Raw genomic sequence first — 14,632 nt, forward strand, 5'->3', positions numbered from 1 at the left:
CAGGAATCCGGACCATGCTGTCTCGCCATGCACTCCATCTCACCCGCACCGGGGAGCCCCGGAACGCCGGACAGCCCCGGAGCGGCCGCCCTCGCCCGGACCGACCCCCGGCTGCCGCTGCACGCCCGGCTCCGGGAGGTGATCGCCGAGCGCGTCCGGTCGGGGGAGTGGTCGCCGGATGAGCCGCTGCCCGCCGAATCAGCCCTGGTCGCGTACTACGGGGTGTCCCTGGGGACCATGCGGCGGGTGTTCCGCGACCTCGTGGACGAGGGGCTGCTGGAGCGGCGCCAGGGCACCGGGACGTTCGTCCGGCGGGCGTCCCTGGACGCGTCCCTCTTCCGCTTCTTCCGGTTCGGCACCGCCGGGAGCGGCTTCCCGCAGAGCCGCATCCTCTCCGCCGCCCGGCAGGTGAGCACGCCGGCCATCGCGTCCGCTCTCCAGCTCGCCCCCGGCAGCGAGGTGCTGCACCTCCACCGGCTGCGGCTCTACGACGAGCAGCCCGTCCTCGTCGAGGACATCTGGCTTCCGCTTCCGCTGTTCGAGCCGCTGGAGCGCATCGGCGCCGACGATCTCGGCGACCTGCTGTACCCGACGTACGAACGCCACTGCGGTCAGATCGTCGCGGCCGCGACGGAGGAGCTGACCATCGAGGCGGCCAGCGCGGCCGACGCGCTGCTGCTCGGCTGCGGGCGCTCCGAGCCGGTGGCCGTGGTCGAGCGCGTCGCCCGCTCCCATGACGCCAGGCCGCTGGAGTACCGCCGCTCGCGCGGACCGGCGCACACCTTCCGCTACCGCATCGACATCCGCTGACCCGCCCCCTCTCGCTCACGCTCCCCGCACCACTGAAGAGAGCCGCCGCATGTTCGCCTGGTACCGGGACACCGACGCCCCACAGAAACGCGCGTTCTGGGCCGCCTTCGGCGGCTGGACGCTCGAAGCAGCCGACGCCCAGATGTTCGGGCTCGTCCTGCCGACGCTGCTGGCCAGCTGGCACTTGAGCACCGGAGCCGCGGGCACGCTCGCCTCCGTCACCCTCCTCTTCACGGCCGTCGGCGGCTGGCTGGCGGGCTGGGCCTCCGACCGCTACGGGCGGGTCCGGGTGCTGCGGTGGACGATCGTCGTGTACTCCGTCGCCACGGTCCTCATCGGCTTCACCGCCGACTACCCCCAACTGATGGTGCTGCGCAGTGTGCAGGGCTTCGGGTTCGGCGGCGAATGGGCGGCCGGGGCCGTCCTGGTCAGCGAGTACATGGGGACCCGCCACCGCGGCCGGGCGCTGGGGTCCGTACAGAGCGGATGGGCGCTGGGCTGGGGGCTCGCCCTGGTGACGTACACCGTCCTGTTCAGCCTGTTCCCCGAGGAGTGGGCCTGGCGGGTCATGTTCTGGCTCGGTGCGCTGCCGGCCGTACTGGTCGTCATGATCCGCCGCAAGGTCACCGATCCGCCGCTGTACCGGCAGCGGGCCGAGCGGGCCGGGAACCGGGTGTCGCTGCTGCGGATCTTCAAGCCGGACCTGCTGCGGGTCACGCTCCTCGGCGCGCTGCTGGGCCTCGGCAGCCACGGCGGCTACTACGCGCTCACCACCTTCCTGCCCACCTATCTGCGCACCACCCACGGCCTGTCGGTGCTGGAGACCAGCGGCTATCTGGCGGCGTTCATCGCCGCCTCGTTCCTCGGCTACCTCACCTCGGGGGTCCTGGCCGACCGGATCGGCCGCCGGAAGAACATCATGTTCTTCGCGGTGCTGTGCCTGGTCTCGGTCGTGATCTATCTGTTCCTGCCGATCAGCCACCCCCAGATGTTCTTCCTCGGCATGCCGCTCGGCTTCTTCTCCGCGGGCATCCCCGCCGGGCTCGGCTCGATCTTCGCCGAGCTGTACCCGACCGCGGTGCGCGGCACCGGGCAGGGCTTCTGCTACAACTTCGGCCGCATCGTCGCGGCGGCCTTCCCCGCCCTCGTCGGCTTCCTCAGCGACCGGCTCGGGATGGGCACCAGCATCGGCCTGTTCGCGGGCACCGCCTACGGGCTCGCCGTCATCGCCGTCGCCCTCCTCCCCGAGACCTCGCACCGGGAACTCGACACCCCCGCACCTCGCGCCGACGAGGCGCGCGCACCGCACCTCCTGAAAGGCACCACCGTTTGACTTCCTCCCCCGCCTAAAGGCGGGGGATTCCAGCGGTCGCCCGCTGGGGTTCCTGTTTCACCGACGACCGCCCCGTCCGGGAGGACTCCCGTTGAGGTCTTACACCGTCTCCACAGGCAGACACCGCCAGCCCGGCGGCCAAAATGTTGCGTGCCGCGTTCACATCGCGGTCATGCGCAGCGCCGCAGTCGCACGTCCACTCGCGGACGTTCAGCGGCAGCTTCTCGCGAACCGTGCCGCAGGCCCCGCACAGCTTGGAGCTGGGGAACCAGCGGTCGACCGTCACGAGTTCGCGCCCGTACCAGGCGCACTTGTACTCCAGCATCATGCGCAGATCCGTCCAGGCCGCATCCGAGATGGCGCGCGCGAGCTTGCCGTTCTTCAGCAGGTTGCGGACGGTGAGGTCCTCGATCACGACCGTTTGGTTCTCACGGACGAGCCGAGTCGACAGCTTGTGCAGGAAGTCCCGGCGCCGGTCAGCGATCCGGGCATGCACCCTGGCCACCTTCACCCGGGCCTTGGCCCGGTTGCCGGAGCCCTTCGCCTTGCGGGACAGCTCCCGCTGCGCCTTCGCGAGACGAGCGCGGTCACGCCGCTCGTGCTTCGGGTTGGCGATCTTCTCCCCGGTGGACAGCGTCACCAGGGAGGTGATCCCGGCATCCAGACCGACCGCCGTGCCAGTGGCGGGTGCCGGGGTGATGGTGTCCTCGGCCAGCATCGAGACGAACCAGCGTCCGGCGCTGTCACGGGAGACGGTCACCGTCGTCGGCTCCGCCCCCTCGGGGAGGGGACGCGACCAGCGGATATCGAGAGGCCCGGCCATCTTGGCAAGCGTCAGTCGCCCGTCGCGCCAGGTGAAGGCGCTGCGGGTGTACTCGGCAGACGCCCGGGACCTCTTCCGGCTCTTGTACCGGGGGTACTTCGCGCGTTTGGCGAAGAAGTTCCCGAACGCCGCCTGCAGGTGCCGCAGCGCCTGCTGGAGCGGGACGGAGGACACCTCCGTCAGGAAGGCCAGTTCCTCTGTCTTCTTCCACTCCGTCAGTGCGGCGGACGACTGCACGTAGGAGAGGCGGCGCTGCTCGCCGTACCAGGCCCGGGTGCGGTCCTCCAGAGCCTTGTTGTACACGAGGCGAACGCAGCCGAACGTGCGGGACAGCTCGGCCGCCTGCTCGTCCGTGGGGTAAAAGCGGTACTTGAACGCCCGCTTGACCTGCCGCGTCATACCTCACACGCTATCAGCTCCCGTGTGAAAAACGCCTGTTGGTGGATGGCCCCAGACGCCGAATCGCCCTGGCGGCGATTCTTCTTCCCTTGCCCTGCCCCGCAGGAGCTTCGTTTCCTCCCCGGCCTGAAGGCCGGGGTATCCACGAAGGAGTCCCGATGACCACGCACGCCTGGTCACTGCTGCTCATCCTGACCGTGGCGATCGCAGCGCTGATCCTCCTCATCAACTCCCGCCTGCGCCTCCACCCGTTCGTCGCACTGATCGTCGTCACCGTCGGCACGGGACTGGCGGCCGGTGAACCCGTCAGCAAACTCGCGGGGTCCATCGAGGAGGGCGCGGGCGGCACCCTGGGCGACGTCGGCATCACGCTGGCGCTGGGCGCCATGCTCGGCCGCCTGCTGTCCGACTCGGGTGCGACCGACGCCATCGCCCACGCCATCGTCGACCGGTCCAGCACCCGGCGGCTGCCGTGGCTCGTCGCGGGCGCCGCCTTCGTCATCGGCGTGCCGATGTTCTTCGAGGTCGGTCTGATCGTGCTGCTGCCACTGATCTTCAGCGTGGCCCGCAGGCTGGAGGCGCAGGGCGGCACCAAGGGTTCCCCGTACGTCCTGCTGGGCGTGCCCGCCATCGCGGCGCTCTGCACGCTGCACGGCATGCTGCCGCCCCACCCCGGCCCGCTGACCGCTATGACCGGACTCCACGCCGACCTCGGCCTCACCCTCCTGGCCGGTGCCATCTGCGCCGTCCCCACCATCGTGCTGGCCGGTCCCGTCTACGCCCGGTGGATCGCGCCCCGGCTCGCCGACGTCCGCCCGGACACGGAGCTGGTGGCCCAGTTCACCGGCACCGGACCGCGGTCCGGTGCCCCGGCCACCGCGGACGCGGGCGGTCCCGGCGCCCAGCGCAGCCCGGACAGCCCGGACGCCCCGAACCGCCGCCGGGTGCCCACCGGGCTGGCCCTGTGCGCCGTCCTCATCCCCGTCGTCCTCATGCTGCTGCGTACCCTCGCCGAGACCACGCTGGACGAATCCGGTCGGCTGGGTTCCGCGCTGATCTTCATCGGCGAACCCCTCATCGCGATGCTCGCCGGATTCCTCTTCGCCCTGGGCCTGACCGTCCTGAGCGCCCGTGGCCAGGGCGAGGAGACCCGCCGCTCGATGACGGGCAGCCTCCAGTCCATCGCCTCCATCCTGCTCATCATCGGCGGTGGCGGTGCGTTCAATCAGGTCCTCCAGGACTCCGGCATCGGCGACGCCATCGCCTCGGCCGCCGAGGGCGCCCACATGAACCTGATCGTCCTGGGCTGGCTGGTCGCCCTGCTCCTGTCCCTCACCACCGGTTCCGCCACCGTCGGCATCGTCTCCGCCACCGGCATCGTCGCCCCGCTGATCGGCACCGGCGGCGGCCTGGAGGCGTCCCTGCTGGTGATAGCCATCGGCTCGGGCTCGCTCGGCCTGAACTACGTCAACCACGCCGGATTCTGGCTGGTCAAGGAGTCCTTCGGGATGAGCCTGACGCAGGCCGCGAAGACGCAGACCGCGGTGCAGACGATGGTGAGCGTGCTCGGCCTCGGCATGACCCTGCTGCTGTCCGCCTTCGCCTGACGCGTCGCCGGTTCAACCGGACCGATAGAGTCCGCTCCAACACCGGGTCAACGTGGCACACCAACGGGGGAATACGGGGATGAGTCAGTTCCTATGGCTGAGCGGTCGGACCCTGAGCAAGAACGAACAACCGCCGAACGACGGGCGCGTCACCTGGAAGATACGGATCTCCGACAGCGCCCCGCAGCCCGGCCGCACCACTCATCCCGCCGTCTTCCCTGAGCGCCGCGACCCGCCGGGCGGCGACCTGAAGGCCTACCGCGCCGCCCGCAAGGACGGCACCCGCGCCTTCACCCTCTGGGCCGACCACCACCGCCAGCAGGTGTTCGCGCACGTGGTCACCGCCTCGGCGGCCAAGGGCGGCCCGGCCACGTACGAGGTGCTGGGCGCCGCCAACGAACCGGTCGCCCGCATCACCCGCGAACCCGCCATGAGGGGAGGCCGGGTCCGCACCCGCTGGACCGTCCAGCAGGCAGGCGCGGCGCCCGCGGTCGGGCTTAAGGGGCGGCCCATCTGGTGGTTCATGTGGTGGCTGATCTCGCCCCTCCAACTGGCCATCGCGGTCGGCAGCATCGTCAGCGGCAGCGGCGACGTCGCCCGCCCGCCGCGCCGCACCAAGTGGCGCGTCGACCGCCGCGTCGTCCTCGACTACCACAGCGGCTCCGGCAGCGCCTTCGAACTGGAAGTGCTCGCCGACTGGTGGGACCCCCGCACCACCGCCGCCCTCGTCGCCCTCCTCGGCTCCCACGACGGCTGGCTGGGCAACGCCTGGGATCTGACGCGGGACTGACGGGTCCCGGCGGCTCAGCCCCCGACGGCCTTGGCCGGAGGCCGTACGTCCAAGGGCTCGTCGAAGGCGCTGAACGTTGTCACGCTGTGGTACTCAGCGCCTTCGTAGACGACCTTGAGGATGTACGGCTTGCCCTCGGTGGCGATGTGGAAGTTGTAGGCCCCTCCCTCGTCCTCCTTGTCCGTCACGATCAACCGAATCGCCGGGCGGCCGTCGACCTCGCTCGGTCCGCGCTTCTTCGCCACGCCGAAGGTGGTGAAGTCCCATGTGCAGTCGGCGAGCCCGTTGTCGGGCGCCTCGCTTGAGGGCGACGTGATCCAGCGGTTCGAGTCGTGGGTGTCGGGCCCGCCCTTGCCCGGCCACCGCTTGTCGTACGCGCGATTGGTGCGGACGTAGTCGGTCTCGCCGATCCGGATCTGTTCGATGCGCGGACCCGCGGGCCAGGTCGTCTTGTACGCGCACCTGCCCTTGAGGTCGGTCCTCAGGCGGGTGGAACGGTCTTCGCCGGAGGCGTCGAAGGAGTTCGCGTCGATGGTCACCGACGTGAGCGCTTTCATCGTGTCGTTCGCGGTGTCGATCAGTTGCCGGGCCGTGGGCTCCTTCGAGGGGGAGGGTGCCTCCGCGGAGGCACCGTGGGTGCATCCGGCGAGCGCGGCACCCAGCGCCAGGCAGGCGAGCGCAGCCGTCACGGTGGTCGATGTCTGTCGCACAAGTCCCCCCAGAATGTGAGCGGTTCAGATTACCGGATGGGTCCCGATTCACCCGCTCGGTGGGATTTCGTGCTTTGCGCCGTTCCGGGCGCGTCTCTGCTCTTGGCCGAGACGGCCCGCTTCATGCGCTACGCAGGGCGGTGACGGACTCCTCCCACAGCCGGTCGGCGGACGCCGGGTCGAGGGCGTAGGGGGCGACGGCGTTCATGAACTCGGCGGTGACCGGGGCCATGGACGGGCGCCGGGTGACCGGCAGGGCCTCGGCGCAGTCCGCGAAGTAGCGTCCGCTGACGCCCTCCAGCAGGGGCGAGGCGGCCAGCAGGACCGTGGTGGCCGCGCCCTGCTCGACCGTCTTGCGCAGCCCTTCCGCGACCGTCCCCGGGGCCCTGTCCATGTGGCGGGTCAGGTTGGTCGGGACGGAGCCCGGGGCGATGGCGTTGACGACGATGCCGTCGTCGGCCCACCGGGCGGCGGCGCCGACGGCGAAGAGGATGTTGGCGGTCTTCGACTGGCCGTACGCCTGCCACGGGTCGTACGGCCGGAAGGCGAAGTGGGGGTCGTCGAAGACGACCGGCGAGAGCAGGTGCCCGGCGGAGCTGACCGAGACGACCCGGGCGCCGTCGGCCGCCGCCAGGGCCGGTCGCAGCCCCAGCGTGAGGGCGAAGTGCCCCAGGTGGTTGACGGCGAACTGGGTCTCCCAGCCGTGGGGCGTGAGCTGGAGGTCCGGCAGGGCCATCACCCCGGCGTTGTCGACCAGGACGTGGAGCGGCCCGTCCCAGGCGGCGACGAAGGCCGCGACGGACGACGGGTCGGCCAGCTCCAGCGGGGCCACGCGCACCTCCTTGTTGCCCGTGGCCTCGGTGATGGCGGCGGCCACCGCGGCGCCCGCCGCCAGGTCGCGGACCGCGAGGGTGACCTCGGCCCCGGCGGCCGCCAGGGCGCGGGCGGTCTCGGTGCCGATTCCGGAGGACGCCCCGGTGACGATCGCCCGCTTCCCTGACAGATCGGCGTCGGCGGCGACCTCGGTGGCGGTGGAGCGGGGCCCGAACGGTGTCGTGATGCGTGTCATGCCGTCAACGGTGGTCCTGCGACCGCCCCGTACCCAGAGTCCCGCCTGTCCTGGGAGTGACAGGACCAGGCTCGGCGCCGCCCGGCGGCCTTACCGTGGGCGGCATGGGGAGCGACCATCGAGCGGACACCGCGCTCGGCGCATATCTGCGGGCCCGCCGCGAGCTGATCCGCCCGGAGGACGTGGGCCTGCCCGCCGCCGGGCGGCGCCGCGTACCGGGGCTGCGGCGGGAGGAGCTGGCCCTGCTGGCCGGGATCAGCGCCGACTACTACCTGCGGCTCGAACAGGGGCGCGACCGGCACCCGTCCGCGCAGGTCCTCGACGCCCTGGCCCGCGCCCTGCGCCTCGACGACGACGCCACCGCCCATCTGCACCGCCTCGCCGTGCCGGACCGTCCCCGCCGCCGCTCGCCCGCCCGCCGTACCGAACGCGTTCCGCAGGGCATCCGGCAGCTCATCGCGACCTGGCCGCACACGCCCGCCTTCGTCCAGGGGCGCCTGCTGGACGTCCTCGACGCCAACCCGCTCGCCCAGGCCCTCTCCCCGCTCTTCACCCCGGGCACCAACATGATCCGCGCCCTGTTCCTCGACCCCGCCTCCGGCGCCGCCCATGGCCGCTGGGAGGCCAGCACCGAAGGCTCGGTCGCCGCTCTGCGCGCGCTCGTCGGGCCCGATGTCGACGACCCCGCGCTGAACGAACTCGTCGGCGAGCTGTCCGTACGCAGCGAACGCTTCCGGCAGCTCTGGGCCCGGCACGACGTCCGCCCCAAGCGCAGCGGCGCCAGTACGATCATGAATCCGCAGGTCGGCGCGCTGGAGCTGAGCCATGAGAAGCTGCCGCTGCCCGACACCGACCGCCAGATGCTGGTCATCTACCACGCCGAGCCCGGCACCCCCTCCGCCGAACGCCTCGCCCTCCTGGCCTCCCTCGCCGCCGCCCCGGCGCAGGACACTATGCCCGCAGCGCCAGACGGTGCGTCCGGGCCGCGAGGTCGCTGATGCGGGCGGCGTCGAAGCCGTAGACGGCGCTGCGGATACGGTCCTCCAGCGGCTCGGTCCACTGCGGCGGGATCGCCGCCGCGCCGCACAGGACGCCCGCGACGGACCCGGCGGTGGCGCCGTTGGAGTCGGTGTCCAGGCCGCCGCGCACGGTCAGGGTGATCGTGGCGGTGAAGTCGCCCGAGCCGTAGAGGAGCCCGGTGGTGAGCACGGCGGCGTTCGGGACGGTGTGGATCCACGGCAGCCCGCTCGTCTCGCGCTCCAGCTGGTCCAGCGCGTCCTGCCAGGTCACGCCCGCGTCGTACAGGGACGCGGCGCGGCGCACCGTACGGGCCAGGCGGCAGCGCGGCGGGATGCGGTCGAGGGCGGCCTCGACCGCCGTACGCGGGCCGTCGGCCGTGAACGCGGCGGCGATCAGCGCGGCCGCCCACATCGCCCCGTACACCCCGTTGCCGGTATGGGACAGCACCGCGTCGCGGCGGGCCATGGCGGCGGCGCGGGGCGGATCGCCGGGGTTGACCCAGCCATGGATGTCGGCGCGGATCAGGGCGCCGATCCACTCCTGGTAGGGGTTGTCGACGGTGGCGGTGAGCGGCGGCCGCACCCCCGCCGCCAGATTGCGGTACGCGGCCCGCTCGGCGGTGAACGTCTGGAGGTACGGCAGCCTCAGCAGCCACAGCTCGCCCACCTGCTCGGTGGTGAAGCCGAAGCCGTGGGTCTCCAGCAGGTGCAGGCCGAGGACGGTGTAGTCGATGTCGTCGTCGCGCGCGCTGCCGTGGATCCGGCCGCGTACGCACTCCTGCCACTCCGGGCGCAGCTCGAACTCCACCGGGTCCGGTGGCGGCTCCAGGGCGGGCAGATAGCCGGTGAGCGGGAGGGCGTCGGCGCGGCGCAGATAGCGGTCGATGCGGTCGCGGGTCCAGACGTCGCCGCGTTCGATGGGCTTGCCGAGCATGTTCCCGGCGACGCGGCCGAGCCAGCCGCCGAGGATCTGGTCCGCGAGTGCCTTCTCGCTGTGGCCCATGTGTCAGGTGTACCCGGATGATGTGGGTGTACCGGGTAGCCGTTCCAGCGGATAGGGTCGGGGCGGCTTCGACTGCCTGAGCGAAAAGCAAGGGGTACCAGGGTGACGGACGCTGCGAAGGCCGAGGCGGCGGCAGAAGTGAAGACGTGGGCGCAGGGGCAGGCGACGCCTCCGACGCGGGTGCTGATCGCCGCCGACAAGTTCAAGGGCTCGCTCACGGCCGTCGAGGTCGCCGAACGGGTGACGGCGGGGCTGCGGCGCGGCTGGTCCGGCGCGGACGATCTGCTGCGCGTCGACGCGCTGCCGGTCGCCGACGGCGGCGACGGCACGGTGGACGCGGCCGTCGCGTCCGGGTTCGAGCGGCGCGAGGTGTCCGTGACCGGCCCGCTGGGCACTCCGGTCACGGCGACGTACGCGCTGCGCGACGGGACCGCCGTGGTCGAGATGGCCGAGGCGTCCGGGCTGCGGCACCTCCCGGACGGCGTCTTCGCGCCGCTCACCGCCACCACGTACGGCAGCGGCGAGCTGCTGCGGGCCGCGCTCGACGCGGGCGCCCGCACGATCGTCTTCGGCGTCGGCGGCAGCGCCACGACCGACGGCGGCGCCGGAATGCTGAGCGCCCTCGGCGCGCGCTTCCTGCGCGCCGACGGCACGCCCGTCGCGCCCGGCGGCGGCCCGCTGGGCGAACTGGCCACCGCGGACCTCTCCGGCCTCGACCCGCGGCTCGCGGCCACGGAGATCGTGCTGGCCAGCGACGTCGACAACCCGCTGACCGGGCCGAAGGGCGCGGCGGCGGTCTACGGCCCGCAGAAGGGCGCGTCCGAGGCCGATGTGACGGCCCTGGACGCCGCCCTCGGGGAGTACGTACGCGTCCTGGAGCGGGCCGTGGGCGCCCGCGCCGCCGAGTACGCCGCCGCGCCGGGCGCGGGCGCCGCGGGCGGCATCGGCTTCGGCGCCCTGCTGGGCCTCGGCGCGGTGTTCCGCCCCGGGATCGACGTCATGCTGGACGTCCTGGGCTTCGCGGCCGCGCTGGAAGGGGCCGACCTGGTGATCACGGGGGAGGGCTCGCTGGACGAGCAGACCCTGCACGGCAAGGCCCCGGCGGGCGTCGCGGCGGCGGCGCGGGCGCGGGGGATCGACGTGGTGGCGGTCTGCGGCCGCCTCGCCCTGAGCCCGGCGGCCCTCGGCGGCGCGGGTATCCGCCGCGCGTACGCCCTGACGGACCTGGAGCCGGACCCGGCCCGCTGCATCGCCGGAGCGGGGCCCCTGCTGGAGCGCACGGCGGAGCGCCTGGCGGCGGACTTCCTCGCCTGACCCCAGGCCCCCGCCGGGAGCCTGTTCCCGCGCCGGAACGCCGCCGCGGGCCTGCTCCCCACCCCGCCCCTTCCCGAACCGGGGGCAGGCCCCCGGCCCCCCAGGGGGGCTGCGCCCCCGGCCTCCGCCGGGGCTGCGCCCCGGCTCCCCGCCGGGGCTCCGCCCCTGGGTCCCGCCGGTGGGCTGTTCTCCGGTCCCGCCCCTTCCCGAATCCGGGGGCAGGCCGCCGGGCACCGCAGCGGGGGGGCTTCCGGGTACCGGTCGTTCGCGGCTGCCAGCTGGGGAGCGGGGTCGGCTCGGCGCACAACCGAATGGGGTGGGCCCGAGCGTGGAGCTCGGGCCCACCCCATTCGGGCGGACGGCCTGGCGGCCGCTACGGCAGCTGCGCTGCGCGGGCCTCGCGGCGGTTGTCGCGGAACGCGTTGACGCGGCGGGCGGTGGCGAAGAGCGGGATCACCGCGCCCATGACGACCTGGAGCGCGCAGGCCGACTGGAGGAGCAGCTCGCCGCCGGGGGCCTGGAAGGCCCAGGCGGACAGCAGCGCCATGCTGGTGACGATCCAGCCGAGCATGGCCACGGCGAGGCGGCCGCGCGGCTTGGGGTACTCGACGCGGCTCACCATGAGCCAGGCGATGCCGATGATCGCCAGCAGGGTCGGCACGAAGGGCAGGCCCAGCAGGACGACCGAGACGACCGTGAGCGCCCCGAAGGGGCTCGGCATGCCCTGGAAGACGCCGTCGCGCAGGGTGACGCAGGAGAATCTGGCCAGCCGCAGCACGACCGCGAGGAGCACCACGATGGCGCCCACCACCGAGACCCGCTGGTAGGCGTCGTCGGCGACCATGCCCCAGACGAGGACGAAGTACGCCGGGGCGAGCCCGAAGCTGACCAGGTCGGAGAGGTTGTCCAGCTCCGCGCCCATGGCCGAGCTGCGCAGCTTCCGCGCGACGAGGCCGTCGAAGAGGTCGAAGACGGACGCCAGCAGCATCAGCATGACCGCCGAGGCGGCGCTGTGGCGGGTCATGCCGCCGTCCTCGCTGCCCGTGAGGTGCGGGATGAGGACGCCGGTGGTGGTGAAGTAGACCGCCAGGAAGCCACAGGTGGCGTTGCCGAGGGTCAGGGTGTCCGCTATCGACAGCCGCGTCGACAGCGGCATGTCGTCCGTCTCGTCGGCGGTGTCCATCTCGGCTTCTGGGACCCAGGGTGTGTCGGGATCAATCACGGTCAAGTCGAGTCACCCCCGCGGTGGTGGCCTGGCCGACCTCGACCGCGACATCGACGCCCTCGGGGAGGTAGACGTCCACGCGCGAGCCGAAGCGGATGAGACCGATCCGCTCACCCTGTTCGACCTTGGTGCCCTGCGGCACGTACGGAACGATTCGGCGGGCGACCGCGCCCGCGATCTGGACCATCTCGATGTCGCCCAGCTCGGTGTCGAAGTGCCAGACGACCCGCTCGTTGTTCTCGCTCTCCTTGTTGAACGCGGGAACGAAGCCGCCGGGGATGTGCTCGACGGAGGTCACGGTGCCGGACAGCGGGGCCCGGTTCACGTGGACGTTGAGCGGGCTCATGAAGATCGCGACGCGGGTGCGCCCGTCCTTCCACGGCATGATGCTCTGCACCACACCGTCGGCCGGGGAGATGACACGGCCCTGAGTGATCTCTCTCTCGGGGTCGCGGAAGAACCACAGCATGCCCGCCGCGAGCGCGGTGGCGGGCACGGCGACTGCCGCCCACCGTCCGGAGCGACGGGCGCGGGTGAGGCTGACCGCCGCCGTGGCGACGGTCGGGAGGAGCCACGGCGACGCTCCGCGCGCGAGGCGGACGCGGCCGCGTTGTGCAGAGGATTGGCTGTGGGGCATGGATGACCTTCGTAGCGGAGGATGCCGCGACGCAAGACTGGGGACGGCGGCTTTCCGGGGATGGTATCGGTTGCGAGCGGTAACTGGGCAAGCGCCAGGGCCTGTCGGTGGCTTGTCAGTGGCCGAAGACCCATGGCGCGGTGTGACCTTCTTCTCTCGGATACCACCCCAAATGGGACATCAGCCTTGGGTTCGGTAATCCTCCAGCAGTCGTCGTCCAATAATCATTTTCTGAATCTCAGCGGTACCTTCGCCGATGAGAAGCATCGGTGCCTCACGGTAGAGGCGCTCGATCTCGTATTCCTTGGAGAAGCCGTACCCGCCGTGGATGCGGAAGGCGTCCTCCACGACCTCTTTGCAGTACTCGGACGCCAGGTACTTCGCCATTCCCGCTTCGAGGTCGTTGCGCGCACCCGCGTCCTTCTTGCGGGCCGCATTGACCATCATCGCATGAGCCGCCTCGACCTTTGTTCCCATTTCGGCCAGTTTGAACTGGATGGCCTGGTGCTGGGCGATCGGCTTCCCGAAGGTGTGCCGCTGCTGTGCGTACGCAACGCCCAGCTCGAATGCGCGCTGTGCGACGCCACAGCCGCGGGCGGCCACATTGACCCGGCCGACCTCCACTCCGTCCATCATTTGGTAAAAACCTCGGTTGGTCTCTCCGCCGAGCACCCGATCGGCCGGAATGCGCAGTCCGTCCATGATGAGCTCGGTGGTGTCGACCCCCTTGTAGCCCATCTTCTCGATCTTGCCGGGAATGGTCAGCCCGGGCCGGACCTCGCCGAAGCCGGGCTCCTTCTCGACCAGGAAGGTCGTCATGGACTTGTGCGGAGGAACACCCTCCCGCTGTTCACCGGTCCGGCACAGGACCGCCACCAGGGTGGACGAGCCGCCGTTGGTCAGCCACATCTTCTGGCCGGTCAGCACGTACTCGTCGCCGTCCGGCACCGCCTTGCTGGTGATCGCCGACACATCCGAGCCAAGGGCCGGCTCGGACATCGAGAAGGCGCCGCGGATCTCCCCGAGCGCCATCTTGGGCAGGAAATAGTCCTTCTGCTCCTGGGTGCCGTGCTGCTTCAGCATGTACGCCACGATGAAGTGCGTGTTGATGATGCCGGACACGCTCATCCAGCCGCGGGCGATCTCCTCCACGCACAGTGCGTAAGTGAGCAGTGACTCGCCGAGGCCGCCGTATTCCTCGGGGATCATCAGCCCGAAGAGGCCCAGCTCCTTCAGGCCCTCGACGATCCGGGTCGGATATTCGTCGCGGTGCTCCAGTTCGGTGGCGACCGGCAGGATCTCCTTGTCGACAAACTCCCTGACCGTGGCGAGGATCTCCCGCTGGATGTCGGTCAGCCCCTCGGTCTGCGCCAGACGGCCCATATCACTGCCCTCCCAGCTCCGGGCGGCCCGGCTGCTCGCCGCCCCGCTCCTTGATGTACGCGGCGGTCGGCACCATCACCTTGCGCCGGAAGACGCACACGAGCGTGCCGTCCTGCTTGTAGCCCTTCGTCTCCACATACACGATTCCGCGGTCGTTCTTGGACTTGGACGGAGTCTTGTCCAGTACCTCGGTCTCGCCGTAGAGGGTGTCGCCGTGGAACGTCGGCGCGACGTGCTTCAGCGACTCGATCTCCAGGTTGGCGATGGCCTTTCCGGAGACATCCGGCACCGACATGCCGAGCAGCAGGGAGTAGATGTAGTTCCCGACCACCACGTTCTTGCCGAAATCGGTCGTCTTCTCGGCATAGTTGCTGTCCATGTGCAGCGGGTGATGATTCATGGTGAGCAGACAGAAGAGATGGTCGTCGTACTCGGTGACCGTCTTCCCCGGCCAATGCCGGTAGACATCGCCCACCGTGAACTCTTCGTAAGTGCGGCCGAACTGCATCG

At 71.3% G+C, this 14,632-nt stretch carries 14 protein-coding genes; 6 read left to right on the top strand and 8 right to left on the bottom strand.

Features of this window, described 5'->3' with window-relative positions; genetic code table 11:
- Nucleotides 1–27: 27 nt before the first annotated feature.
- Both ACH4TL_RS06145 and ACH4TL_RS06150 read left to right on the top strand, forming a co-directional pair.
- The gene (locus ACH4TL_RS06145) at nucleotides 28–810 is read left to right on the top strand and encodes a GntR family transcriptional regulator (RefSeq protein WP_398311190.1); all 783 of its coding nucleotides are present in this window, start codon (nucleotides 28–30) and stop codon (nucleotides 808–810) included.
- Between the two features lie 49 nt (nucleotides 811–859).
- On the top strand, nucleotides 860–2,143 hold the full coding sequence (locus ACH4TL_RS06150) for an MFS transporter (protein WP_398311187.1): 1,284 nt from the start codon (nucleotides 860–862) through the stop codon (nucleotides 2,141–2,143).
- Nucleotides 2,144–2,156: 13 nt separating this feature from the next.
- Here ACH4TL_RS06150 and ACH4TL_RS06155 read toward each other — a convergent pair whose 3' ends face one another.
- Nucleotides 2,157–3,365: an RNA-guided endonuclease InsQ/TnpB family protein gene (locus ACH4TL_RS06155; RefSeq protein WP_398311184.1), complete on the bottom strand. Its 1,209-nt coding sequence runs from the start codon at nucleotides 3,363–3,365 to the stop codon at nucleotides 2,157–2,159.
- A 158-nt stretch (nucleotides 3,366–3,523) separates the two neighbouring features.
- On the opposite strand from ACH4TL_RS06155, the gene ACH4TL_RS06160 reads away from it, so the two are divergent.
- Both ACH4TL_RS06160 and ACH4TL_RS06165 read left to right on the top strand, forming a co-directional pair.
- Entirely contained in the window at nucleotides 3,524–4,972 is a 1,449-nt protein-coding gene (locus ACH4TL_RS06160) for a GntP family permease (RefSeq protein ID WP_398311181.1), read from the top strand.
- Between the two features lie 79 nt (nucleotides 4,973–5,051).
- The gene (locus ACH4TL_RS06165) at nucleotides 5,052–5,762 is read left to right on the top strand and encodes a hypothetical protein (RefSeq protein ID WP_398311178.1); all 711 of its coding nucleotides are present in this window, start codon (nucleotides 5,052–5,054) and stop codon (nucleotides 5,760–5,762) included.
- 14 nt (nucleotides 5,763–5,776) lie between these two features.
- On the opposite strand, the gene ACH4TL_RS06170 is transcribed toward ACH4TL_RS06165, so the two are convergent.
- Together ACH4TL_RS06170 and ACH4TL_RS06175 are read right to left on the bottom strand one after the other, a co-directional pair.
- Nucleotides 5,777–6,472: a hypothetical protein gene (locus ACH4TL_RS06170; RefSeq protein WP_398425176.1), complete on the bottom strand. Its 696-nt coding sequence runs from the start codon at nucleotides 6,470–6,472 to the stop codon at nucleotides 5,777–5,779.
- Nucleotides 6,473–6,593: 121 nt separating this feature from the next.
- Entirely contained in the window at nucleotides 6,594–7,541 is a 948-nt protein-coding gene (locus tag ACH4TL_RS06175; RefSeq protein ID WP_398311172.1) for an SDR family NAD(P)-dependent oxidoreductase, read from the bottom strand.
- A gap of 104 nt (nucleotides 7,542–7,645) precedes the next feature.
- On the opposite strand from ACH4TL_RS06175, the gene ACH4TL_RS06180 reads away from it, so the two are divergent.
- The gene (locus ACH4TL_RS06180; protein WP_398311169.1) at nucleotides 7,646–8,539 is read left to right on the top strand and encodes a helix-turn-helix transcriptional regulator; all 894 of its coding nucleotides are present in this window, start codon (nucleotides 7,646–7,648) and stop codon (nucleotides 8,537–8,539) included.
- On the opposite strand, the gene ACH4TL_RS06185 is transcribed toward ACH4TL_RS06180, so the two are convergent.
- Nucleotides 8,493–9,563, bottom strand: coding sequence for an ADP-ribosylglycohydrolase family protein (locus tag ACH4TL_RS06185; RefSeq protein ID WP_398311166.1), 1,071 nt, complete (start codon nucleotides 9,561–9,563; stop codon nucleotides 8,493–8,495). The genes ACH4TL_RS06180 and ACH4TL_RS06185 overlap by 47 nt on opposite strands.
- A 180-nt stretch (nucleotides 9,564–9,743) precedes the next feature.
- Between ACH4TL_RS06185 and ACH4TL_RS06190 the strand changes: the two genes are divergently transcribed.
- A complete protein-coding gene (locus ACH4TL_RS06190; RefSeq protein ID WP_398311634.1) occupies nucleotides 9,744–10,877 on the top strand; it encodes a glycerate kinase in 1,134 nt (377 codons plus the stop codon).
- A 373-nt stretch (nucleotides 10,878–11,250) separates the two neighbouring features.
- Here the strand turns inward: ACH4TL_RS06190 and pssA are convergent, their stop codons facing one another.
- From pssA to ACH4TL_RS06210, 4 genes are all read right to left on the bottom strand, one after another.
- Entirely contained in the window at nucleotides 11,251–12,105 is an 855-nt protein-coding gene (gene pssA / locus ACH4TL_RS06195) for a CDP-diacylglycerol--serine O-phosphatidyltransferase (protein WP_398311164.1), read from the bottom strand.
- Nucleotides 12,092–12,739 carry a phosphatidylserine decarboxylase gene (locus tag ACH4TL_RS06200; RefSeq protein WP_398311161.1) on the bottom strand — a complete coding sequence of 216 codons (648 nt, stop codon included), beginning with the start codon at nucleotides 12,737–12,739 and terminating at the stop codon, nucleotides 12,092–12,094. Before ACH4TL_RS06200 ends, pssA begins: the two co-directional genes overlap by 14 nt.
- A gap of 180 nt (nucleotides 12,740–12,919) precedes the next feature.
- A complete protein-coding gene (locus ACH4TL_RS06205) occupies nucleotides 12,920–14,122 on the bottom strand; it encodes an acyl-CoA dehydrogenase family protein (RefSeq protein ID WP_398311158.1) in 1,203 nt (400 codons plus the stop codon).
- A 1-nt stretch (nucleotide 14,123) separates the two neighbouring features.
- Complete coding sequence (locus ACH4TL_RS06210; protein ID WP_398311631.1) at nucleotides 14,124–14,630, bottom strand: MaoC family dehydratase; 507 nt, start codon at nucleotides 14,628–14,630, stop codon at nucleotides 14,124–14,126.
- Between the last annotated feature and the right edge of the window lie 2 nt (nucleotides 14,631–14,632).

The organism is Streptomyces sp. NPDC021115, from assembly GCF_044333065.1.
In the GTDB taxonomy this organism is placed as follows: Bacteria; Actinomycetota; Actinomycetes; order Streptomycetales; family Streptomycetaceae; genus Streptomyces.